The organism is Armatimonadota bacterium (assembly GCA_020354555.1).
Classification (GTDB): domain Bacteria; phylum Armatimonadota; class Hebobacteria.
In genome coordinates this window covers 2,850,627-2,874,291 of sequence record CP070648.1, presented here as the reverse complement: position 1 = coordinate 2,874,291, position 23,665 = coordinate 2,850,627, and the positions used below count along the sequence as shown (strand labels likewise).

The 23,665-nt window shown below is 67.2% G+C and carries 13 protein-coding genes; 9 read left to right on the top strand and 4 right to left on the bottom strand.

Going from position 1 to position 23,665, the window contains the following annotated elements:
* The 9 genes from JSV65_11755 to JSV65_11715 form a co-directional block, all read left to right on the top strand.
* A partial coding sequence (locus tag JSV65_11755) for a hypothetical protein (GenBank protein ID UCH33246.1) occupies window positions 1-2,125 on the top strand: 2,125 nt, incomplete at its 5' end.
* Entirely contained in the window at window positions 2,125-3,663 is a 1,539-nt protein-coding gene (locus tag JSV65_11750; GenBank protein ID UCH36766.1) for a sugar ABC transporter ATP-binding protein, read from the top strand. The genes JSV65_11755 and JSV65_11750, both read left to right, overlap by 1 nt.
* A complete protein-coding gene (locus JSV65_11745) occupies window positions 3,660-4,670 on the top strand; it encodes an ABC transporter permease (GenBank protein ID UCH33245.1) in 1,011 nt (336 codons plus the stop codon). Before JSV65_11750 ends, JSV65_11745 begins: the two co-directional genes overlap by 4 nt.
* The gene (locus JSV65_11740) at window positions 4,670-7,519 is read left to right on the top strand and encodes a hypothetical protein (GenBank protein UCH33244.1); all 2,850 of its coding nucleotides are present in this window, start codon (window positions 4,670-4,672) and stop codon (window positions 7,517-7,519) included. Before JSV65_11745 ends, JSV65_11740 begins: the two co-directional genes overlap by 1 nt.
* Window positions 7,516-8,937: a trimethylamine methyltransferase family protein gene (locus JSV65_11735; GenBank protein ID UCH33243.1), complete on the top strand. Its 1,422-nt coding sequence runs from the start codon at window positions 7,516-7,518 to the stop codon at window positions 8,935-8,937. Before JSV65_11740 ends, JSV65_11735 begins: the two co-directional genes overlap by 4 nt.
* Window positions 8,938-8,950: 13 nt before the next feature.
* Complete coding sequence (locus JSV65_11730; protein ID UCH33242.1) at window positions 8,951-11,863, top strand: hypothetical protein; 2,913 nt, start codon at window positions 8,951-8,953, stop codon at window positions 11,861-11,863.
* A gap of 68 nt (window positions 11,864-11,931) precedes the next feature.
* Window positions 11,932-14,730, top strand: a complete 2,799-nt coding sequence (locus JSV65_11725; GenBank protein UCH33241.1) for a hypothetical protein — start codon at window positions 11,932-11,934, stop codon at window positions 14,728-14,730.
* Between the two features lie 205 nt (window positions 14,731-14,935).
* Entirely contained in the window at window positions 14,936-17,407 is a 2,472-nt protein-coding gene (locus JSV65_11720) for an alpha-galactosidase (GenBank protein ID UCH33240.1), read from the top strand.
* A gap of 169 nt (window positions 17,408-17,576) precedes the next feature.
* Entirely contained in the window at window positions 17,577-18,542 is a 966-nt protein-coding gene (locus tag JSV65_11715) for an ExsB family transcriptional regulator (GenBank protein UCH33239.1), read from the top strand.
* Window positions 18,543-18,602: 60 nt separating this feature from the next.
* On the opposite strand, the gene cysK is transcribed toward JSV65_11715, so the two are convergent.
* From cysK to JSV65_11695, 4 genes are all read right to left on the bottom strand, one after another.
* Entirely contained in the window at window positions 18,603-19,490 is an 888-nt protein-coding gene (cysK, locus tag JSV65_11710) for a cysteine synthase A (GenBank protein UCH33238.1), read from the bottom strand.
* Window positions 19,491-19,664: 174 nt separating this feature from the next.
* Window positions 19,665-20,585, bottom strand: a complete 921-nt coding sequence (locus tag JSV65_11705) for a glycyl-radical enzyme activating protein (GenBank protein UCH33237.1) — start codon at window positions 20,583-20,585, stop codon at window positions 19,665-19,667.
* On the bottom strand, window positions 20,582-22,876 hold the full coding sequence (locus JSV65_11700; protein ID UCH33236.1) for a hypothetical protein: 2,295 nt from the start codon (window positions 22,874-22,876) through the stop codon (window positions 20,582-20,584). Before JSV65_11700 ends, JSV65_11705 begins: the two co-directional genes overlap by 4 nt.
* Before the next feature lie 126 nt (window positions 22,877-23,002).
* Window positions 23,003-23,665 (bottom strand): FAD-dependent oxidoreductase (locus JSV65_11695; GenBank protein UCH33235.1); only part of this gene is annotated, 663 nt, incomplete at its 5' end.

The window sequence follows — 23,665 nt, the reverse complement described above, 5'->3', positions numbered from 1 at the left end:
CTCCGACGCGCTCAGGCCCGAGCGGCCGAACACGCTCAAGCTCACCAATACCGCTCTCCGCAGCTACTGGCCCGATGGCCCGCCACGGGCCTGCCGCATGGTGATCGAGCATCTCGAGGTCGGCTACCTGCCCCCCGCGCAGGTCACGGCATTCCGCCGCCGCGAATGGAAAGAGCGAGCGGCGGTGCCGGGCGCCGCGATCACGAGGAACGGCATCCGCCTGACCGTGCCCCCGGGCGGCGGAATCCAGTTATCGGTGGGCCGGGACCTCTATTCCCTGGAGTCTTCCTTCGCCTGCTTGACCAAGCCCCACGAGCTCTTGTGCGCATCGCGGCCCAGGGGCTGGCGGAAGCCGGGGATCGGCCAGCCCGACGATGGCTCGCTTGAGGTCGCCGCCGCCTGCCACGAGTTCAGCCTCACGCGCACCGTCCGTCATGCAGGCCACAGCGTCGAGGTGGCCGACTCGCTGACCAACCTGACCGATGATGTCATCGGCGTACTCATGCGCCACGAGATCATCCTGCCGAGCGCGCCCAAGTCCCATCGCCTCGCGGGCCGGCGCGAATTCGCGCTCGCGCCGTGGACCTGCCCGGAGAACCCGACCGTCTTCGCCGCGCTCGACGATTCCGGCCTGGGGCTCGTCGCCAAAGAAGATGTCCTGAGGCTCCAGATGGGCAGCGAGGTCGTCGGCAACCGCGTCTGCCTGTCGGTCGAGCACTTCGGCCTCCCGCCCGGCAAGTCGCACACCTTCAAGTACGCGCTGTACCCGACTTCGAGTGACTACTTCGACTTCGTCAACGCCGTCCGCCGCGACTGGCGGGTCAACTTCACCGTCCCGGGGCCGTTCGAATTCGTGTCGGCGACGGAGTACCAGGAGCCAGCCGACGCCGACACGCTGCGGGCGTTACTGTCGCGCAAGCAGATCCGCATCTTCGCGCTCGGCCCGTGGTTCGAGTACTACAGCGCGCCCGCGATGACGCGGGACACCTACAAGGCGCTGGCGCAGCGCGCGATCGGAATCATTAAGTCGGTCAGGCCTGACGCTATCTGCCTCGCCCTGCTCGAGACGAATCTGTGCGCGAAGCCATTCACCTGGTTCAAGGGCACGCTGCCCGCTGACATTCCGTTCGGCCGGCCGGGCCACACCTACCCGGTCGGTCAATCGCCCGGCACCTACACCTGGCCCGCGCCGCCCGAGGTCTCGGCGATCGTCAACGAATCGGAGTGGCAGGACTCCGTGTTCCGCGACGAGCAGGGACACGTCATCCTCGACACCTGGTACGTCCATAACTACATTGACCCGCCCGCGTTGAACCTCAAGGTATATCCGGCGCCCGGCAATTACCGTCTGAGCAACGGCCTCGACCAGATCGCCTTTGTGCTCGACGAGGTCGGATTCGACGGCGTGTACATAGACCAGTTCAGCCTCGCGTTCAACAGAGCCGATCACTTCACGTACGACTACTGGGACGGCGTTACCGTGGACATAGATCCTGCGACCGGCAAGGTCGCGCGCAGGTACGCCGACGTCTCGTTGCTCGGCGCGCCGGCGCGTCGGGCGTGGGTCGAGGCCGTGCTCGGACGTGGGAAGGTCGTCGTCGCCAACACCATGCCCGCCGTCATGGAAATGCAGCCGCTGCCGACTTTGCGCTTCATGGAGACCCAGGGCTACGACCCGCTGGCCCCAGGCATCCCGGATCAGCCAGTCTGCGCCAAAGGCCAACTGGCAAGTCCGATCGGCCTCGGACACCAGTGGTGGTATCAGGGTGCGAAACCCGGCGCCGAGTTCTTCATGCGCACACTGTGCGCGCATCTTCGCTACGGCCTTCTCTACTACCATTACAGCACTGACTTCCCGCCGGAAGACGGCGAGTTCGGTCCGGCCAATCACATGTTCCCGCTGACACCGGTGGCTCTGCACGAGGGATGGATTGAAGGCGAGGAGCGGATCATCACGTGCGTCTCCGGCACTTTCCCATGGCGGCAGGAACGCCCACCGCAGGTTCATCTGTTCGACCGCCGCGGCCGAGCGAAGGAAGCGTCGGTCGAGATCACACGAGGGCAGGGGCGGTATGACGTCCGCCTTCGCCTCGACGACTGGCACGAGGCAGCGGTCATAGAATGATGCCACCACCGCCCGCCAACCCCGAGCACAACGCCGCGGCAGGCAGCGGCCCGCTGCTGGTCATGAAGGGGATATCCAAGCGATTCCCCGGCGTGCTCGCGCTGGACGCCGTGGATCTCGAGCTGATGCAAGGGGAAATCCTCGGCCTTATCGGCGAGAACGGCGCCGGCAAGTCCACGTTGATGCGCATCCTCGGCGGTATCTATCCCGCCGATGCTGGCGACATCCGGATTGACGGCAAGGACCCGCGAATCCGCAGCGTCGAGGACGCGCTCGACCGCGGCATCTCCGTTATCCATCAGGAGTTGAACCTCGCGGACAACCTCGACATCGCGTCCAACATCTTCCTCGGACGCGAGCCCTCGTCACTCCTCGGCGTCGTCCGCCGAGGCCGCCTCTACGAGCAGGCGGCGCAGCTCACGGACGCCGTCGGGCTCGCGAAACCGGTGACCACGCCGGTCGAGGATCTGGCGCCGGGCGAACGGCAGCTGGTTGAGATCGCGAAGGCCCTCTCACTGTCCGCGCGGGTCCTCGTCCTCGATGAGCCGACCAGCTCGCTTTCACCGGCGGAAACCGAGCGGTTGTTCGACGTCATGAGGGGTCTGCGCGCTGCGGGCGTGTCCATGATCTACATCTCGCACCGCATCGGCGAGGTCGAGCGAATCGCCGACCGCGTGATCGTACTCCGCGATGGGCGACGGGTTGGCGAGCTTGCCCGCGATGAGATCACCCACGACGCCATGGTGCGGCTCATGGTCGGGCGCGACATCACCAGATTCTTCCCCGCGGTCGGGTCACAACACCTGGTTTCGCCGACACTCGTCGTCGAGGGCGTGCGGCACCCCGAATGCCCCTGGAGCTTCAGCTTCACGGCGTGCGCGGGCGAGATCCTCGGCATTGCCGGCCTAGTCGGAGCAGGCCGAACCGAACTCGTGCGCTGCCTCTTCGGCATCATGCCCGCGGTCGCGGGCCGGATTCGCATCCACGGGCGCGAGGTCCGTATCGCAAGCCCCGCCGATGCAATCCACTGCGGCATCGGCCTCGTGCCGGAAGACCGGCAGCAGCTCGGTTTGATTCTCGAGATGGCGGTGAGAGAGAACATCACGCTCCCCGGCATCGCAACCTACCGGCGCGCCCTGCTCGACCGTCGGCGAGAGCAAGCGGTATCCATCGAGCAAGTGGAGGCGCTCGCCATCACGACCCCGGGCATCGAGCAGGAGGTGCAGTACCTCTCGGGCGGCAACCAGCAGAAGGTCGCGCTCGCGAAATGGCTCGCCCTGCGCCCGAAAGTCCTCATCCTGGACGAGCCGACGCGCGGCATTGACGTCGGGTCGAAGAGCGAGATCTACCGGCTCGTCCGCGCGCTCGCCGATTCCGGCGTCGCCGTGATCATGATCTCATCTGACATGGAGGAAATCATCGGTCTCGCCGACCGGGTACTGGTGATGCACGACGGCGGCATCACCGGCGAACTGGCACGAGCCGAGATGACGGAAGAGAGCATCATGCACTTCGCCACGGGAGGCCGCGCCCAATGAGAAAGCTCGTCGGCATGGCGGTGCTGCTCGCCGTGCTGTGCGTCTTCATCTACGCCGGCAACCAACGCTTTGTCAGCAGCGACAACCTACAGAACCTGACGCGTCACGTCGCGTTTCTCGCGATCTATGCTATCGGCGAGGGAATCGTCATCCTGTCCGGCGGCATCGAGTTGTCCGTCGGTTCCGTCATCGCGTTCTCCGGCGTCTTTCTGGTATGGTCGGTGGTGGAACGCGGGATGTCGCCGGCCGCCGCCGGGACCTTGGTGATCCTGTTCGGGATCCTCATCGGCCTGTGGCACGGGTTTCTCGTCACCCGCGTCCGCCTCCAGCCGTTCATCGCCACGCTGTGTACCATGCTCATCCTTCGCGGCCACGCGCGCGTTCTGGTGGACGAGCAGACGATGGGCTTCGGCAACCAGTTCCTCGGGCTGCGCGCTCTGGGCGACGGCTTCGTCCTTGGCGTTCCGACGCCGGTCGTCATCCTCGTCGGCGTTGCCATCGTGGCGTCCTTCTTCATGCATTTCACGGTGTACGGCCGCTATCTCTACGCGATCGGCCGCAATCCGCTCGCCGCGGAGTATTCCGGCGTCAAGGTCGGGCGCATGCAGACCGCCGCCTACGTCGCTTGCGGGGGACTCGCGGCACTTGCGGGGATCCTCTACGCGACGTACACCAATTCGGTCCAGCCCGCGACGACCGGCCTCGCCTACGAGCTGTACGCCATCGCGGCGGCCGTGCTCGGAGGGTGCTCCCTGCGCGGCGGCGAGGGCACCGTCGTCGGTATCATCGTCGGCGCCGCCATCATGCGCGTCATGACCAACGGCATCAACCTCCTCGGTATCGCCCCGGCCTGGGAGTTTGCCGTCGTCGGTTACGTCATCCTCATCGGCGTTGTCGCTGACGCGCTCTACCGCCAGCGCGCCGCCCGGCGCGTCACGCCGCGGACCGAATCGCGCCCCGAGGCGCCTGCAACGGCACCGTCGGGTGCGGATGCGGAGGACCTGTAGTGCCGCGACACCGAGGACGAGGCTGTGCACTGCTCACCGTCATCATTGCCGCGTGCTCGACGGCCGTCGCGGCGGGCGCTCTGCCCTATCGGTTCGAGACGTTCCGCTTCCCGGACTGCCCGCGCACCGTCGTTGGCGTCGCGTATCGCGCCGGCGACGCCAACTCCACCGTGCCGCTCGGCGGGCTCGGCACGGGAACGGTGTACTTCGACAGCCTGGGGCGCTTCACGGGACAGGCGATCGCGAACAGCTACCGTCCGGTTGGCGGGGTGATGGAGGGCTGCGAGTTCGTCGTGCGCACTGAGAGCGCGGGCCGCGTCGTGGACAAGCCGCTCGCGGAATTGGTGCGCGCTTATCTCGGGCATTTCCCGATCGCTGACCTGGAGTGCGCCGGCGACGAGCTGCCCGTGGCTGTGCGCGTGCGCGCGATGAGCCCGTTCATCCTCCGCGACGCACGCGCCTCCGCGACCCCTGCGGCCATGTTCCGGTTCGCGATCGATAACACGAGCGAGAAGCCGGTCAAGACCTCGGTTACGTTTCGCTGGCGCACGCCGCTCCAAGCGGATGGCGGCGGGGCACGGGCGGAGGGAAACGTCGGCGGATTCCTGGTCTGGAATCTCGGCGACCTCGCCCCCGGCGCGCAGACAGCGGTACCGGTCGCGTTTGCGGCGGTCGACTCGATAGGGGGGCTCTCGGAACGCCTGAAAGCTCCAGCGGGCGACCTGGTCGTAGACGACGATGGCGCTTTCAACTGGGAGGATGAGGGCAAGCAGTGCCTGACGACCGCGGCGGGCGGCTGCCTCAGCCAGCACGGCTTCTATCTGCATTATATTCTGAGCGGGCGGCGCCGCGCCGGGACGCTGATCCGGGGTGCGCAGCGGCTGGAGAATCTGACGCGCGCTGGGCGCGAAGACGGGCTCGTTCGGCTCGCGAGCACGGACGGTGCCCTTGCCGTCGAAGTCCGCAGCCGCAGCGGCGCCATCGAGTACGAAATCACGAACGTCGGCAGCGCGCCGATCCGCGACCTGCGGCTTTCCGTGTACGCCAACCTGGAGGCGGGCAATACCGAATCTGACGACGCGGGCCGGCTCGACGCGCGGCGGCGGGCCCTGGTGGTCGGCGATGCGACCGGCGCCGCGTGCGGGCTGGCGAGCGAGCGTTCGCCGAACGCAGGCTGGTGCGGCACGTGGGACGCCGCCATAACCCGTATGCGTGAAGGGGATGCCGTGCCGTTCCGGGAGTGGCAACCCGTGGCGGCCGCCTCGCACCATCGGCGAACGTCAACCACGCGCGGCCCCACCGCGCTGTTCGTCACCCGGGAGAATACTCCGGACCGCGGGGGCTGCACCGTTGCCGTCTTGCCGGGCGCGGCTTCGCCTGACGGCGCAGGCCGGTTCACGCGATCCGCGGGTCGTACGCCGGGCTCGCCCGAGACCGTTGCCGTCACCGGCACGCTGCACCTGAAGCCCGGCCGGAGCGGCGAGCTGCGCTTTGTCCTCGCCTGGTTCTACCCCGACGCGCGCGACAGCGCAGGCCGCTTCGTCGGCCATCAGTACGCGAACTGGTTCGATGGCTCCCTCGCCGTCGCGAAACACGTCGCCGGCAACTGGGACTGGCTCGCCCGCCGTGTCGGCGAGTGGCAGGATCGCATCTATGACGACCCGCGGCTGCCTGACTGGCTGAAGGATCAGCTCGTCAACTCGCTCTACTCCCTCGCGCGCAACACGTCATGGCTCAAGGACGGGCGCTTCACGCACAGCGAGTCGTTCGTCGGCTGCCCGATCACCGAGACCATCGTCTGCCGCTTCTACGGCAGCATCCCCATCGCCGCGTTCTTCCCCGAGCTGGAGAAGAACACCATGCGCCAATTCATCCGCCACCAGCGCGGCGACGGCGCAATACCGTTTGCCTTCGGCGGTGGCGAGAACTGGGACGCGCCGTACTATGAGACACAGCAGATCATTAACAGCAGCGAGTTCGTGCTCATGGCGCGGCGCGACTACTTCTGGTGGCACGACCGCGAATGGGCCGGCGAGGTCTATCCGGCGGTGAAGAAGGCCGTCGCTTTCGCTCGAACGTTGGATACCGACGGCGACGGCCTGATCAATGACGAGTTGTCGCGCCAGTACTACGACTGCTGGCAGTTCCACGGCGCGGCCAGCTACACCGGCGGCATCTGGCTCGCCGCCCTCAAAGCCGCCGCGGCTCTCGCGCAGGTAGAGGGCGACAACGCGTTTCGCGAGGAGTGCGAGGCGCTCTTCGAGCAAGCCCGCGCATCTTTCGAGCGCAAGCTCTGGACGGGCAGCTACTACCGCCTGTGGCATGATACCGCCGCCAACACGCGCAGCGACACGTGCCTCGCGGCACAGCTCACCGGTCAGTGGTACGCGTACCTGTGCGGGCTGGGCGAGATCCTGTCGCGGGAGCACGTCATCGCCGCGCTCGAGCACATCAACCGCGCCAACGGAGCGGGCGACGTGTGGGCGCTCGTGAATGGAGTTACCCCGGACGGCAGCCGCGACACAACCGGCACCAACGGACACTCCCATACCGCGACCCTCGGGGAAACGTGGTGCTATGCCGCGACGTGCATCTACGCCGGCCGGCCCGACCTCGGCCTCCCGCGCGCGCAGCGCCTCGCCGAGAACATCGCCCTCCGCCAGCGCCGCACGTGGGACACGACCTGGAATCTCGACCCCGATAGCGGAGACATGCTCTGGGGGCGCGAATACTACAGCAACATGTGCGTGTGGGACCTGTGGGGCGCTCTCGTCGGCCGTCGCGTCACGCCGGTTGAGCGGCCCCCGGGGCCGCCCACTGCGAACACGTCCGCGGGAGGAGAAGAGTGACACCAGGGCTGCTCGAGGTTCTCTCTACGCACGAAGTTGACACCATCCACGACACCGCGCTGTCGGTGCTCGAGGACGTCGGCATGCGCATCCACAGCGAGGCCGCGCGCCGCCTCGTCCAACTCGAAGCCGGCGGCATATGGGACGAATCCACCGACCTCGTCAGATTCCCCCGCGAACTCGTGGAGGATTGCCTCTCCCTGTGTCCGACGACGTTCCGGCTCGTCAACGCCCGAGGCGAGCGGGCGACCGAAGTGGGGGAGGGACGGCGTCCGCTGTTCGCCAGCGGCCATAACGCGGTGTTCGTCACCGACGACGGCGGGCGTACGCGGCGTCCCGCGAGTAAGCTCGACATCGAGCATTTCGCCCGCCTGACTCAGCGGTTGGACAACCTCGACCTGGTCGGCGTGCACGCGATGCCGCAGGATGTTGATGCGGAGATGTCCCTCGCCCATGCCGTCCACGCCATCTGGCGCCACTGCGATAAGCCGCTCTACTTCTCGCCGGATCACGACCGCGTCATGAGCGTCATCGTCGCGATGACGCAAAAGCTCGCTGGCGAGGAAGACCTGCGCGAGTATCCCTGTGCAGTCTGCCAGGTCTCGCCGACCAGCCCGCTCCAATGGGAGCAGGGCGCCGCCGACGCGCTCATGCTCGCCGTGCGCGCCGGCTTACCGCTCGTCGTGCTTCCCGAGCCGTTCTGCGGCGTGTCGGCGCCGATTTCCCTCGCGGGCACGATGGTCATCCACCACGCGGAGACCCTCTCCGGCGTCGTGCTCGCGAACCTCGCGCGGCCGAACCCGCCCGTCATCTACGGCAGTGCGTGGACCACTTTCGACATGCGCGCGGGCAACGTCACCATCGGCTCCCCTGAGTCGATGCTGCTCCGCATCGCCGGCGCCCAACTGGCGCGCCACTGTCACCTGCCGTACCATGCCATCGGCCCCGACACTGATTCGCAACTCGTTGACTACCAGTCGGCGACAGAGAAGACCAGCACCGCGTGGGCCGCGGTCTGCGGCGGCGTCCACGTCCACGTCAACTCCGGCATGATCGGCACCGGCATGACCGTCGCCCTCGACCAACTCGTGCTCGACGACGAACTGGCGGGCTACATGAAGCGCATTGCCGACGGGATTCGCGTTGACCGCGAGACCCTCGCCTACAACGCCATACGCGATGTCGGCCCGGCCGGGAGCTTCCTGACTCACGACCTAACCCTGGCGCTGATGCGCTCCCCCGAGCACTGGATCCCGCCGCTCACGCGCCATCCGGTGTTCGAGAGCTGGCGCCGGGCGGGTTCGCTCTCCCTCCTCGATGTCGCGCGGGCGCGGTGCGACGAACTGCTTGACCGCGATTCACCGGCCGTGATTGACTCAGCCCTCGACCAAGCGCTAGGCGGCCTGCTGCCGAGATAGAGGAGGGTTGCGGATGGGCTGCGAGCCCAAGGACGCGGAGCAGGGGGGATGGAAGGTCTCAGCGCTCCCGTTACTCAAGGTACACGACTCCCGGGAGTGGCGGATCATCGAGATCGAGCGTCCCGATGGTCAGGCCCCCGCACGCCTCAATCTCGCGGTCGAAGTGCCGTCTCGGGGATGGAGCACGCGTCTCGCGTGGCCCAAAGACGAAATCCGTGCGCGTGTGGAGATCCCTTGCACAGACTCGCCGGCCGCCGTGTCAATCCGCTGGGGCCGTCGGCGCGACCAACGCCTGCAATGCCAACTCCCGGAGCGGCGGCGCTGGCGCATTCATCTGCTCCACCATACCCACGTTGACATCGGGTACACCGACTTGCCCTCCCGCGTCTGCGAGCAGCACGCGGAAATCCTCGATCAGGTCGTTGAGCTGTGCGAACGAACGCGGGAGCACCCGGAGCCCGCGCGCTTCCGTTGGACGAATGAATGCTTCTGGCCGGTCGTCAACTATGCGCGGCGGCGCGCGCCGCGGCAGCTACGGACGCTGATCCGCTGGATGCGCCGCGGCGCGATCGAGAACACAGCGCTCTACATGAACATGACGGAGTTGTGGACCGAGGAGATGATCGCGCGCTCCCTGTGCCGCGTGGTCGAGTTCTCCTCGCAACACCGCCTGCCCCTCGAAGTGGGCGCGCAAACCGATTGCCCCGGCGTCAGCTGGGCGGTGCCCCAACTGCTCAACCAGATCGGCATTCGCTATCTGGCGATGTCGAGCAACAGCATCCGCGCCCGAGTCCCTCGACTGCCCCGCCCGTTCTGGTGGCGCACGCCATCGGGCCGCGTGCTGGTGTGGAACACCGACCCCGACCAGAACCACTACGGCGAAGGCTACCGCCACGGGTTCCGCTACGGGTACGCGGAGGTGCTCGAGCGACTGCCGCAGGTGCTCGCCCGCTACGAGGATCAGGGCTATCCGTACTCGGTCTACGGTTTTCGGCTGGCGATGGACAACTGCTATCCGCTCGCGCACCTGAGCGATCTCGTCCGCGAATGGAATGACACCTGGGCCGCGCCGCAATTGCGCATCTCGACATTCCGGGAGTTCTTCCGCGAACTTGAGCCGCGACTCTCGGACTGCGACGAGGTCGAGGGCGCCTGGCCGGACTGGTGGGCCGACGGCCACGCCTCCGCTGCCCGGCATACCTCCCGCGCGCGCAGGCTGTGGCGCCGCCTCGACCGCTTCGAGCGCGCGCAAGCCGTGCTCGCGCCGGAGGCGGACGGGGGCGATGTCGCCGAGCAGGCGCTTGAAGACCTCGTGCTCTTCGATGAACACACGTGGGGCGCGCGCGGCGGGACGAAGCATCCCTACTCCCCGGCGACGACGGCGCACTGGGCCGAGAAGGAACTGTCGCTGTTCCACGCTGAGGGCCGCGCCGAGGACATGCGACAGCGCCTCGGCGAGCGTCTCGCGGGCGGATGCGACGCCGCGCGGCGCTTCGTCGTGATGAATACGTCTCTCCATCCTCGTGCGCCCCTCATCGCCGTCGCGGACCTGGGCGCGCCGAATGAGCTGCAGTTCACCGGCGGCGCGCGGCCGTTGTCGTCGCCGAAAGCCGCGCAGACCTGGGCCGTGGCCGATGTCGAGACTGGCGCGGAGCTCCCGTGTCAGATGCTTCACACCGACCACGCCGACCCGCAGCGCCGGGGCGAGGCGGTCGTCGTCATCCCGGAGATGGACGGACTGCGCACGCGAACGCTCTGCGCCCAGGCGGCGAAGCGTTCCCGGCGTCGGCGGCCGATGGCCGCGTCCCAAGTCGCGGTCAAAAGCCCGTACTACGTGGTCGCGTGGACGCAGCAGGCGGGCATCACTGCATGGCGCGATATCGCGCGCAAGCGCGAGTGGCTTACGCCTGGATTGGAGCTGGGGCGACTGGTGCTGGAGCGGGCGCTTGGGCGCGACAACGCGACCGGGGGGTTTCGTCACTTCCGGGCGTCCGACCGGAGCCCCGCCGTGGTCGATAGGGGCCCCGTCTTCGACAGCCTGACGTGGACCGAGGCGCTCGAAGGAACCGCAGAGGTGATCCTATGCGCGCGCCTGTATCATGTATGCCCCAGGCTGGAATTCGTCGTCCGCGTCAACAAGCCAGAGGTGTTGGCGCCGGAGGCGCTCTTCATCAGCTTCCCCTTCGAGGCTGCTCGACCGGAGTTCCTACTTCACTACCCCGGAGGGGCTTTCAGGCCGGATGCCGAGCAGCTGCCCGGTAGCGCGCGCGACTACTATCATGTCGAAGCCGGACTCGTGTTGACTGACGGCGAGGATTGGCTCGCGCTTGCCTCGCCCGATGCGCCTCTGTTCCACCTCCAGGAGCCGAACACCGCGCGCTGGCTGGAAACGCTCGACGTGCGCACCGGTCACGTCTTCTCCAACCCGATGTCCAACTACTGGCACACCAACTTCCGCCCGTCGCAGTCGGGCTGGGTCGAGTTGAACTACGTGCTGACGAGTGGCTGCGGCGACGCCCGCTCCGCCCCCCTGCGCGCGCTCAACGAGAGCCTGGCCGATCCCGTCGTTTTCCCTGGTCGCGCGGCGCCGGAACCGCCGCCGATCGAACTGCTCGACGGCACCGCGGATCTCCTGAGTCTCCGCCGCGACGGCGAAGGTTTCTGCATCCGGATCAAGGAAACCCTCGGGCAGGGGACGCGCTGCGCTCTACGATTCCCGAGGGCTCGCCCGTCGCTCGTCGAACGTACCGACCCGTGCGGCGGGCGCTCCGCCGCTCTTGGTCTGCGCGGCAACGATGTCGATCTTGCTCTGGGGCCGTACGAGACCGTGACCCTACGCGCACGATTCGATTCAGGGCAACAACCCGCGCGACGAGCCCGACCGACGCGAGCAAGAGCGCGGCGACCCATGCGGTCGGCACAATGATGCGCCCCGTCATCGCCGCGCTTATACTATGTCCGCTTGCCCTCACTCCCGTTGTGGAGAAGCAACCTATGGTGACCTTCGAGACCACCCACCTGCGCATTGGCTTCGATGATACGGGACACGCCGGCACCGTTCGCGATGTCGCGCGAGGCGAGGAGTATGGTGCCGCCGGCAAACGCGCGCCGTTGCTCACGCTGGTGCTGCAGGATAGGGAGGTGCCGCCAACCGCGCTGAGTTACGCCGAAACCGACAACCGATTGCGCCTGAGCTATGGCGACACAGGCATCACTGCGACCATCGTTGTGACGACGAGGCCGACTCACGCAACTCTCGAACTCGAGGCCGTGGACGGCGCCGCGCCGAACCGCATCATCTGGGGGCCGTTCTTCACGACTATTGGCAAGACTATCGGCGAGACGGTCGGTGTCGTGCGCGATGACGAGTTCGCGCTCGGCATTCAGTCCCTCAGTATCCAGACCACCGCGGGCGCTGCCCGCACGCCGGAGGGCAGCCTGCTGCGGGCGTCCGCCATCGAGCACGATGGCGGCGTGCTCGGTTCGAAAATTGCGCTGTTCGGATGTCCCGCCCAGGACGCGCTGAGTACCCTCGGCGAAATCGAACTCGCCGAGGGCCTGCCGCACCCGATGCTCGACGGCGTGTGGGGCAAAGTGTCGCCTACCGCGCGCCGCTCGTATCTCATAACGTCCTTCCACGAAGGCAACCTGGATGGAGTACTCGAGTTGGCGCGGAAGGCCGGGTTGACGTACGTCTACGACGGCGGCCCTTTCGAGACGTGGGGGCATTTTCAGCTCGAGCGCGGACAGTTCCCTGACGGCGACGAGAGCCTGCGCCGCTGCGCCGAGAAGGCCGCGAAGACCGGCATCCGCCTCGGCGCGCATACCCTCAGCGGCTTCATCACGACCAACGATCCGTACATCACCCCCGTGCCGGATCCGCGCCTGGCGCGCATGGGTTCGACAGTGCTCGCGGGGGCGGTTGACGGCAAGGCCGCGGAGGTGCCTATCGCCGATCCGACGGCCTTCCGGAACCGGCAGACGCTCGCCACCGCTATCATCGGCGATGAACTGGTGCAGTACGATGCCGTCTCCGAGGCCGAGCCGTGGATGCTTCTGGGCTGCACGCGCGGCGCGTTCGGCACCGCCGCCTCGCCTCACCCCGCGGGTGCGGATATCGGCAAGCTCGCCGACCACGACTACCGCACCTTCTACCCCGGCATCGAGAACGGCATGATGGATGAGATGACCGACCGCCTGGTCGAGTTGTTCAACAGCACCGGGCTGCGCCAGATCTCGTTCGACGGCCTGGAGGGCCTGTCCACATACGGCTACGGCGAATACGCGCGCAACCGCTTCGTCAAGCAGTGCTTCGACGGCTGGAAGCAGGAGGTCATCAACGACGCCAGCAATCTCCTGCACTACCTCTGGCACATTCACACGCGCATGAACTGGGGCGAACTGACGCAGTCGGCCAAGGTTGACGTGGATTCCTATCGCGCCAACAACTGCAAATACTTCGAGGACAACCTGTTTCCGCCGGCGATGGGCTGGTGGCGCTTCGGCGGAGCGGGCCTGGACTGGGAAGCGACGCGCCTGGAGGATGTCGAGTACCTGCTTGCCAAGGCCGCGGGCTACAACGCCTGCCACGGCATGCAGGCGGGCCCGGATGCCATCGCGGCTCACGGCTACGGCGAAGAGTGCCTGCGCATGGTCAAGGCCTGGGATGAGGCGCGGTACGCGGGTGCATTCACCGACCCACAACGCGAGAGGCTGCGCGGGAAAGGCCGCGATTTTCACCTTGAGGCGGCGGGCGAAAAGCAATGGACCCTGACCGAGATCAAGTACTCGCCCTTCTACTGGATGTGCCCGGGCACCGGGCGCTCCGCGCCGTACGCACCGGAACGGCACCTGCTCAGCTTCACGACCGCCAGCGAGGGACACCTCGGCCCGGTCTGCCGGGCGGAGAATCCATTCGAGCGCCAGCCGCTGCGCTTCGAGCTGCGCGTTGTCGGAAGCTTCGACTACGCGAGCAACCAGAACATCGAGCTGACTCCGACAGCCGCCCAATTCAAGCGCGATCCGGGCCTGCATCCCGAAGCTCCGGAGCTGAAGATCAACAGGGCACAGGTCAACGGGCTCGCGGGCTTCAAGTTGAGCGCGGCGCATGGCGGCGACAAGCCTTCAGGCGTGATCCGCGCGATCGCGACGCTGCCGCAGCCGCTCGATCTGAGCAAACACCGCGGTTTCGGCGTCTGGGTGCGCGGCGACGGCAAGGGGGAACTCCTCTTTGCCGAACTGACCAGCGGCGACATGAAGCGTCAGTACTACGCGCCGATTGACTTCACGGGCGAGCGCTACTTCGAGTTTCCCCTCGGCGAGATGTGCCTCGGCCGCTATTATGCCTACGACTGGAACTCCTGGAGCGGCTTCGCCAATTGGTGGCAGACCCTCAAGGGCTTCGACTATCGCCGCGTGGATCGCATCACCATAGGGTTCAACGCCATCCTGCCGGGTGACAGCGTATGCTGCGCCGTCGCCGGCATCAAGGCGCTCAAGGAGTTGGGCGGCGGCCTGTGCAATCCCTCATTCGAACTAAACGGCAAGCGAATGTCATTCGACGACACGCTCGCACCCGGGTGCTACCTCGTCTACGACGGCAGCGGCTCGGCGCAAGTCCGCGACGCCCACTACCGGCTGCTGCGCGAGGTGGCCGTCACGGGCGACCACTTGGGGCTGCGCGGCGGCGAGAATGCGATTCGGGTTTCGTACGACGGCGCGGGTGGCCCGGCCCCATGGGCGCGGCTGGAGTTCAAGTGCGTCGGCCCGCCGGAACGAGTTGCCGCCCGGTAGCGGCGCGGCTCGTCGGCAACCTATCGAGGTTCGTCTATCAGGAAAGGGCGGCGGAGGCGGCCGGGCCGCCCCAAACGAACCTCGTCCGGAAGAGTCTTCGTGTACTACCGGCGCTGCGGTGATACACGAGGCTCTATGGTCAAGCGCGCGGACGTCATGGACACGCCACATGAAGACTCTACTCGTTAGCTTGGGAGTGATGGCGATGGCAGCAGGAATCGCATTCGGGGCATCGGCAACACCCGACGAGCTGTTCGCGGCGCGTCGTTGGGCTGCGGCCAAGCTCGAAGGCAGGAACGCGATTGCGCCTGCCGCGAGCGGGTTGGTCGTCGTGACCAACTACGACTTGGTGTGGCAGAACTGCCGCGTTGACCGGCCGCTGGTGCTCGGCCATGCAGCCCATCGCCGCGGCCTCTTCACACACGCGCCGAGCAAGATCACCGTCCGCTTGCCGGCGCCCGGCGCAATGTTCAGCGCGACAGTCGGTGTGGACACGAATCAGCAGACCGTCGGCGGGCGCGGGAGCGTCGTTTTCTCGGTCGCCGTCCGCGAGAGGGAGGTCTACCGCTCACCCGTCATGCGGGAGGGGATGCCGGGCGCGGCGGTCTCGGTGAGCCTTCGCGGGGCGCGTGAGTTCGCTATCGAGGTCAGGGACGCGGGTGACGGTATCGCCTGCGACCAGGCCGATTGGGTTGACGCCAGGGTCGTCCTCGAAGATGGCCGGGCGATGTGGCTGGGAGATCTGCCCATCATTGAAGGCCAGGCGTCGGCGCGCTTCGATACCAGTCCTCCGTTTGCCTTCACCTACGATGGGCTTGCCTCTTCCGAGTTCCTCAGCGCGTGGCGCCTCGATCGCGTCTCCACGCACCTGGATGAGCGGCGGACCCAGCACGTCCTCACTTACACCGATCCCGAGACGGGGCTGTCGGTGCGCTGCGTCGCCCTGGAATACCACGATTTCCCGACCATCGAGTGGACGCTGTACTTCAAGAACAACGGCGCGGCAGACACGCCCATCATCTCCGACATCCAGGCGCTGGACGCGACCTGGCGGCGCCACCCCGACGACCTCTATGCGCGCTACGCCCGCCAGGGCGAGTTCGTTCTCCACCACCACACCGGCAGCGTCTGCGCGCAGACCGATTACCAGCCGCTCCAGACCCCGCTCGGCCCCGGCGCCGACCAGCGCATTACCACCTCCGGCGGCCGCTCCTCCAACAGCGACCTCCCGTACTTCAACCTCGAATGGCCGGGCGAGGGGGTGATCGTTGTCATCGGTTGGCCCGGCCAGTGGGCGTCGCGGTTCACACGCGAGGGAGATCGCTTACGCGTTCGCGCCGGGCAAGAGCTGACGCACTTCACGCTCCGTCCCGGCGAGGAGGTGCGCACCCCGCTCATCGTCATCCAGTTCTGGAAAGGCGATCGCGTGCGCTCTCAGAACGTCTGGCGGCAGTGGATGCTCGCCCACAACGTCCCGCGGCCGGGAGGGCAGCTCCACGGGTGGCACCTGTCCGGGTGCAGCTCCCACTTCTTCGGCGAGATGGTCACCGCCGATACTGCAAGCCAGCTCGAGTTCATCAACCGCTATCTCGCAGAACGCATCAGCATTGACTTCTGGTGGATGGATGCGGGCTGGTACATCATCAAAACCAACTGGCCCGATACCGGCACCTGGGAGGTGGACCAGCAGCGCTTCCCCGGGGGCTTGCGCCCGATCTGCGACCACGCCCACGCCAACGGGCTGAAGACCATCGTCTGGTTCGAGCCGGAGCGCGTTGCCCCGGGCACGTCGCTGGCCGATGACCACCCGGAGTGGATCTTCGGGGGGACGAACGGAGGCCTGCTCAACCTCGGCGATCCGGCGGCTCGCCAGTGGCTCACTGACCACGTCGATCGGCTCGTCACTGAGCAGGGCATTGACCTCTATCGCAATGACTTCAACATTGACCCGCTCCCGTTCTGGCGCGGGAACGACCCGGACGACCGGCAGGGCATCAGCGAGATCAGGTATGTGGAGGGATTCCTCGCGTACTGGGACGAACTGCGGCGGCGCCATCCGGATATGCTGATCGACACCTGCGCCTCCGGCGGTCGGCGCAACGATCTCGAGACCCTGCGGCGCTCCGTGCCCCTGTGGCGCAGCGATTACATCCTGGAGCCGATTGGGACGCAGTGCCACACCTATGGCATCTCCTCATGGATCCCGCTCAACGGCACCGGCGCCAAGGAGGCCGACCGCTATCTCTTCCGCAGCAACATGTGCCCTTATGTCAACTGCCTGTGGGACGCGCGCCGCACAGACCTCGACTATGACCTCCTGCGCACGCTCACCGAACAGTGGCGCGCGATTGCCCCGTACTACCTCGGCGACTACTACCCGCTGACGCCGTACAGCACCGGCAGCGACGTGTGGATGGCCTGGCAATTCCACCGGCCCGACCTCGGCGCAGGCTTCGTCCAGCTGTTCCGCCGCGCCGACAGCATCTACCAGGCCGCCCAACTGCCGCTCGACGGGCTCGATCCCGACGCCAGTTACCGCATCACCGACCTCGACCATCCGCGCGAGGTCACCATCACCGGCCGCGAACTTCTGGACTCGGGCCTGCCGGTCACCATCAACGACCGGCCGGGGTCGGCCCTCATCACGTACCAGCGCATGAAGGGAGAGCAGCGTTGACGAATCCAGCGGCCGCCTCCCATCCCTCGCGCACCGCGTCTGGCGCTGCCCGCCGACGGTAGCTCGCCCAGCGTCCTGGTCACCGATCAGCCGCCCGCGCACGGCAGGGACTTTCGCGGCCACACCGAATCAACATCTCCCACCCCCGGCGCCCAAGTAGGTAGTACCCGTGGCAATCAAAGAGATCAAGACCGCGAAACTCGACGCCGCTCAGTTCGCCGAGGAAAAAGTCGGGGAGATTCGTGCAACGGTCGGCGACGGAACGGCAATCAACGCGCTCTCGGGCGGCGTTGACTCATCCGCCGTCACCATGCTCGGGCATCGCGCGCTCGGCGACCGGCTCAAGACCTACTTCATCGAGAACGGCCTGATGCGCGAGGGCGAGCCGCAGCGCATCGCCGCGCTGTTCGCCGATCTGGGAGTGCGCGTCGAAATCGTGGACGCGCGTGACAAGTTCTTCGCCGCGCTTCGGGGCGTCACCGATCCCGAGGAGAAGCGCGAGGCGATCACCCAGACATTCTACAGGGATGTCTTCGGCGACCTGGTGCGTCAGAGCGGCGCGAACCACCTGCTGCAAGGGACGATTCTGACCGATGTGGACGAAACGGTCGCCGGCATCAAGCGCCAACACAATGTCTTCGAGCAGCTCGGCATTGACCCGCAGGATGCTTTCGGTTACCACATCATCGAGCCGCTCGTGCAGCTTCGCAAGGACGGCGTGCGCAAAGTCGCGGCTGCGTTGGGGCTGCCGGAGTCGGTCTGGAACCGACCTCCATTCCCTGGCCCCGCGCTGGCCGCGCGTGTGATCGGCGAGGTGACCCCCGAGCGGATCGGGCTCGTGCGCAAGGCGACGGTGATCGTCGAAGAGGAACTGGCGGCCACGAAGGCGTTTCAGTACATGGCGATCCTGCACGAGGACCGCGTGACCGGCATGCGCGACGGCAAGCGCGACTTCGGCCTGCAGATCGAGATCCGCTGCTGGGACAGCGTTGACGCGCGCAAAGCGAAGCCGACGCGCCTGCCGTGGAAGACGTTGCGCGCGCTGAGCGAGCGCATCCTCGCGGAGGTGCCGGGCGTCGTCAGCGTGACCTACAACATCGCCCCCAAGCCGCCGTCAACGATGGAAGTCGTGTAGGCGAGCGACAAACCGCGGAGCCCGCGACGGCCATGGAGACGAGCTGTCAGCGCACCGGTCCTACAGCAGCGCCGTGCTGAAGTACCGCTCCGCGCGGTCGGGAAGAACGGTCGCGATGTTGCCCTCGACCTTCTTCGCGAGTTGCCGCGCCGCCCACACGTTGGCCCCGGACGAGATGCCGACGAGCAGGCCGTGGTCGCGCGCGAGCTGCCGCGTCGTCTCGACCGCGTCCTCGTCCGACACCTCGATCACCTCGTCCACCAGCTTGACGTCGAGCACTGCGGGAACGAAGCCGTCGCCGATGCCCTGGATCTGATGCAGACCGGGCTCGTGCCCGAGCAGGGCTGACACGTTCCTCGGCTCGACGGCGACGACCTTCACGTCGGGGTTGTGCTCTCTCAGAAACGTGCCGACTCCTTGCAGCGTGCCGCCGCTGCCGACGCCGGCGATGAACGCCGCGACGTCGCCGCGAATCTGCCGCCACAACTCCGGCGCGGTCTGTTCGTAATGGCAGCGCGGGTTGTCCGGATTCTCGAATTGCTGGGGCACGTAGATGCGCGCGTCCGCCGCCGCCAGTTCGCACACGCGGCTCACCGCGCCCGCGATGCCGTCCTTGTCGGGCGTCAGTATCAACTCGGCGCCCAGCCCGCGGATGATCTTCTTGCGCTCCTCGCTCATGCCCTCGGGCATGACGATCTGCACGCGGTAACCCTTGAGCCGCCCGACCAGCGCGACGCCGATGCCCGTGTTCCCCGACGTCGGCTCCATTATGATGGAGTCCGGTCCGAGCTTCCCGTCGCGCTCCGCGCCTTCGATCATCGCCAGCGCCACGCGATCCTTGATACTCCCGCCGGGGTTGAGAAACTCCGCCTTGGCGAAGACGTTGCTGCCCTTGAACTGTATCAGCGGAGTGTTGCCGATGAGGTCGAGAACATTATCCGTCAGCATAGTCGCACCCGTTGCTCGCGCTCCTACCGGGAGCAGGCACGCGCCGTCGCCATCGCGGCTGTGGCGCGTCGGTGACTCCCGCGGCCCGCTCCGGTGCAATAGAGTAGCATCAACCGTGCCGCTTGGGCAAGGCACCCGGCCGAGGGCGGATGCCACCCACAGCCGCCCTCGCCCTCATCCGATGACGGCGTCCAACCCCGCTCGCCGCGCCATCTCGACAAGCTCCGCCACGCGCTCCACGCTCTGCGGCTCGCCTTCGATCTCGTATGCCAGGTCGAGCCACTCGTACTTCGCCGCCGCGGAGGGGTTGTACGGCAGAATCGCTACCGACGCCAGCCCCACCTCGCGCACGAAAGTGAAGATATCGCGCAGATTGCCGTCGGTATCGGTGATACCCGGGATCAGCGGTACGCGCACCTGAACGTTGCGCGCGGCCTGGGCTAATTGCGCCGCGTTGGCTAGGATCTGCTCGTTCGAGACGCCCGTCCACCGCTGATGCGCGTCATCATCAGCCAGCTTCAAGTCATACAGCACCAGATCGGCATGAGCCGCGATCCGCTGCAACGCATCCCACACGCATGCGCCGCTCGTCTCGACCGCGGTGTGAATGCCCCGCTTGCGGCACCCGGCGAGCACCGCCGCCGCGAACTCAGGCTGACTCGTGACCTCTCCGCCGGTCAGCGTGACGCCGCCCCCGGAATGGTCGAAGAACGCCTTCAGACGCGCGGCCTTGGCGATGACTGCATTCGCGGAAACGCGATAGCCCTTTATGGCAAGCGCGCCGTGCGCGCATTGCTCGACGCAATCGCCACACGCGACGCACTGCTCGCGTCCGATGACGTGCGCCGAGTCGCTGACATAATGCACGCCGCGGGCGCACGCGCTGACGCACGCGCCGCACCTCGCACAGCGGTCGCGGACAAGAATCAGCTCCGGCTCGGGACGCCGCGACTCCGGACTGTGGCACCACTTGCACGACAGCGGGCAGCCCTTGAGGTACACCGCCATGCGGATCCCCGGCCCGTCGTGCACCGCGAACGTGTCGAGGTCGAAGATCAGGCCGTCCACCGTGTCCGGATCATCGGCGGCCGTCACGAGCGCCCCTCCTGGCGGCGGATGTGATGCTCCTGCTGCTCGCGGCTGAGCATCGTGAAGTACGCGCACCACCCGCCCATGCGCACCCGCAGCGATTTGTACTGCTCCGGATCGCGCTGAGCGGCCCGCAGTTCCTCGGTATCCGCCACCGTGAGCGTCATGATGGAGCCGCCGAGGTCCACGAAGCTGCGGATCAGCGCCGCCATCCGCCCGGTGCCCTCGTCGCCCTCCACCAGCCGCCGCGCGACGCGCAGATCCAGCGGCGCGCCGACCGCGAGATCGCGGCGATGCATCTTCGCGTGCGACAGAATCGCAGCCGGGATTCCCTCCACGTCGCGGCCCAGCGCAGGCGAGAAGTTGGACGACACCGGCTCGCCGGCCAGCCGCCCGTCGGGTGACGCGCCGAGGCCCTCGCCGATGCCGATGTACCACGAGAACGTCGCGACGCCGCACGGGAACTTGACCTGCATCTGGTGATCCGCCGCGTGCCGCGCCACCGCCGCCGTGAACGCCTCGACCACTTCGCGCCCGACGCCATCCGCATACTCATCGTCATTGCCGTACTTCGGCGCCGCGAGGAGCCTCGCGCGCAGCGCCGCGTGCCCCTCGAAGCCCGCGGCGAGCGCATCGCACAGCTCCGACATGCTCGCCTGCCGATCGTCGAAGATGACCTTCTTCATCGCGACCAGCGAGTCAATCGCATGCGCCGCGCTCTCCGCCAGCATGCCGAACGTGCGGTACTTCGCGCCGCCCGCCGTCAGGTCGCGCCGCGACTGTATCGCGCCGTCAATCAGCGCGCTCAACAACGGCACCGGCGCAATGACGCTGCGTTCGTCAATCGTAGCCACTACCCGGCGCACCACGCGTTCGACCATCGCGTCCATCTGCACCAGGAACGCCCGCCACACGTCGCCGTACGTCGCGAATTCCCGCGGGTCGCCCGTGTCCGGCCCCTGCTGTGACCCGTCAATCCGCGAGCGCCCCCGATTGAGCGCCCACTCCACGCACAGCATCAGGCTCAGCCGCTGGAACTTGAAATCCGTCCGCCCGGGGATGATGACCTCCCAGCAGCCGTCGTTGGTGTAGTCCCGGGCATCGCGAATCGGAATGCCGACGGCCTGCAGCGCGGGCATGATCTCCTCGTCGTTGAAAATCGCCGGCATGCCTCCGCCATCCTTGAGCACGTCGCAGACATGGCGCATCAGCGCGTCGGGGGATTCGCGATGCACCCGCACGCTCATCACCGGGTTCGTCATCTGGTTGCGGCGGCAACTCTCCAGCAGCAGGAACGTCAGGGGGTTGGTGCCGTCCCCGCCGTCGGGCGTCACTCCGCCGACGATGATGTTCTGCAGCCAGTGGTTGGTCGCGTCGAGACTGTCGCGGTTGGTGCCGATCTGCGACGACGTGTAATGCCGCGTGCGCCGGCTCACGTCGAACGGTTCATCCGCGCGCGATTCCGCGCGCAGCTCCTCCGTCGTCGTCGCGCGCTCGTTGAACTTGAGGCAGAAGCAGTCCACGAGTTCCGCTGCTCGCTCGAGATCCAAGCGTCCCGCCTCCAGGTCCGCGCGCAGGTACGGCCAGGCGTACTGGTCGAGCCGGCCGACCGCGTTGCCGTTCATCGTGGAGTGGAAGACCATGTGCAGCAGCCATACCGACTGGAGCGCCTGCCAGAACGTCTCGCTCGGCCCGGCGGGCACTTGGCGCAGATTGGCTGACATCCGGCTGAGTTCCGCGGCGCGCCCGGCATCGGTGTGCCGCTCCGCCGCTTCCGCGCAGCGCTCAGCTAGCCGAAGCGCAAACGCCATCACCCCGTCAACCGCCACGCACACCGCATCGAGGAACGCGTTCTCCTCGGCGTTCCGGGCGTTGGCGCGCTGCGCCTCGGCTTCGGCGCGTATGCCGCGCAGACCGTTTGCGAGCAGAGAAGGATAATCGGGGACGATGTGGCCGAATACCGAGTGTATGCTCAGGCCGCGCTCGGCGGCCGCCGCACGCTCCTCCTCGGTCGTGTAGTCCGGGAATCCCCATTCCGCGTGCAGGCGCGGCTTCTCCAGGGTCATCGAGCCGGCGAACAGTTGGCCGTCCCAGAGGTCGGTCGGCATGCGCGAGAGCTTCAGCGCGACCGCCCGCGCCTTGCGCACGATGAGGGCCTCGCCCATGTTACGCTCATCAATGCGAGCCGGACACGGCCATCTCTGCGGCGGGCGCTCCATCGCCTCGCGCACGCGCCGCCGTAGGTCTGCGACGCGCGTGGTGTCGGCGCGTTCCAGGATTTCCAGCATCTCCGCCACCGCCACGTCCTCACCCCTGCCCGTCGGCGCGGGCGGCAGATCCGCTCATCGCCGAAATGACAAGCGATTGGGACAGCGGACGACGGCTTTGTCCGGCCTGGCCATGCTGTCCCGCGCCGTAGTGGCTCACTGCCTCTCCTCCGGCGGCACGCGCACGACCGCCCCATCTCTCTCCAGTCGCTGCTGCAATGCGCTCACGTCGAGATCGGCCGGTCGGCAGGACGCCGCGACGCTCATCGCTCCCGCGGTGCCCGCAGCTTGCGAAATCGCCATGTTCGGCGCCATGCTCCGCGCGGATTGAAACGCCGGCTGGCACGCCGAGATGCACCGCCCGGCGAGCAGCACATTGTCCAAGTCCGCCGGCACCAGGCTGCGATAGGGAATCTCGAACCCCCGGTGATCGAGAAACCGCCGCTCGCCGTAGTAGTTCGGCACCGGGTTCGAGCTGACTGCGATCGAGTCCGGCTGCGGCCGCCCGGTGAGGACATCCTCCTCGGTGATCGTGTACAGCCCGACGATCCGCCGCGTCTCGCGCACGCCGATAATCGTGGCGGTGTCCACGAGCCTGGCATCGGGGAACTTCCCGCGCAGCTGCTTCAGGTGCTCGGCCAGTGCGCGGCGCGCCTTCATCTCCGCCGCGGTCAAGTCTCGCGTCTCGGCGCCGTCGAGCTCGCCGACGCCCGGCCCCCAGATCGTGGTCAGGCCGTTGCACCACAAGCGCCGCTCGTCCGCCGCCGGCTCGGGAAGACCTGCAACGCGATACATCAGCGTCATGCCCATCATCCGCTG

Excerpts from the sequence above, each read along its gene's own strand:
- JSV65_11745 (UCH33245.1), top strand. The coding sequence starts at position 3,660 with ATGAGAAAGCTCGTCGGCATGGCGGTGCTGCTCGCCGTGCTGTGCGTC.
- JSV65_11730 (UCH33242.1), top strand. The coding sequence starts at position 8,951 with ATGGGCTGCGAGCCCAAGGACGCGGAGCAGGGGGGATGGAAGGTCTCA.
- JSV65_11750 (UCH36766.1), top strand. The coding sequence starts at position 2,125 with ATGCCACCACCGCCCGCCAACCCCGAGCACAACGCCGCGGCAGGCAGC.
- JSV65_11725 (UCH33241.1), top strand. The coding sequence starts at position 11,932 with ATGGTGACCTTCGAGACCACCCACCTGCGCATTGGCTTCGATGATACG.
- cysK (UCH33238.1), bottom strand. The coding sequence starts at position 19,490 with ATGCTGACGGATAATGTTCTCGACCTCATCGGCAACACTCCGCTGATA.
- JSV65_11720 (UCH33240.1), top strand. The coding sequence starts at position 14,936 with ATGGCAGCAGGAATCGCATTCGGGGCATCGGCAACACCCGACGAGCTG.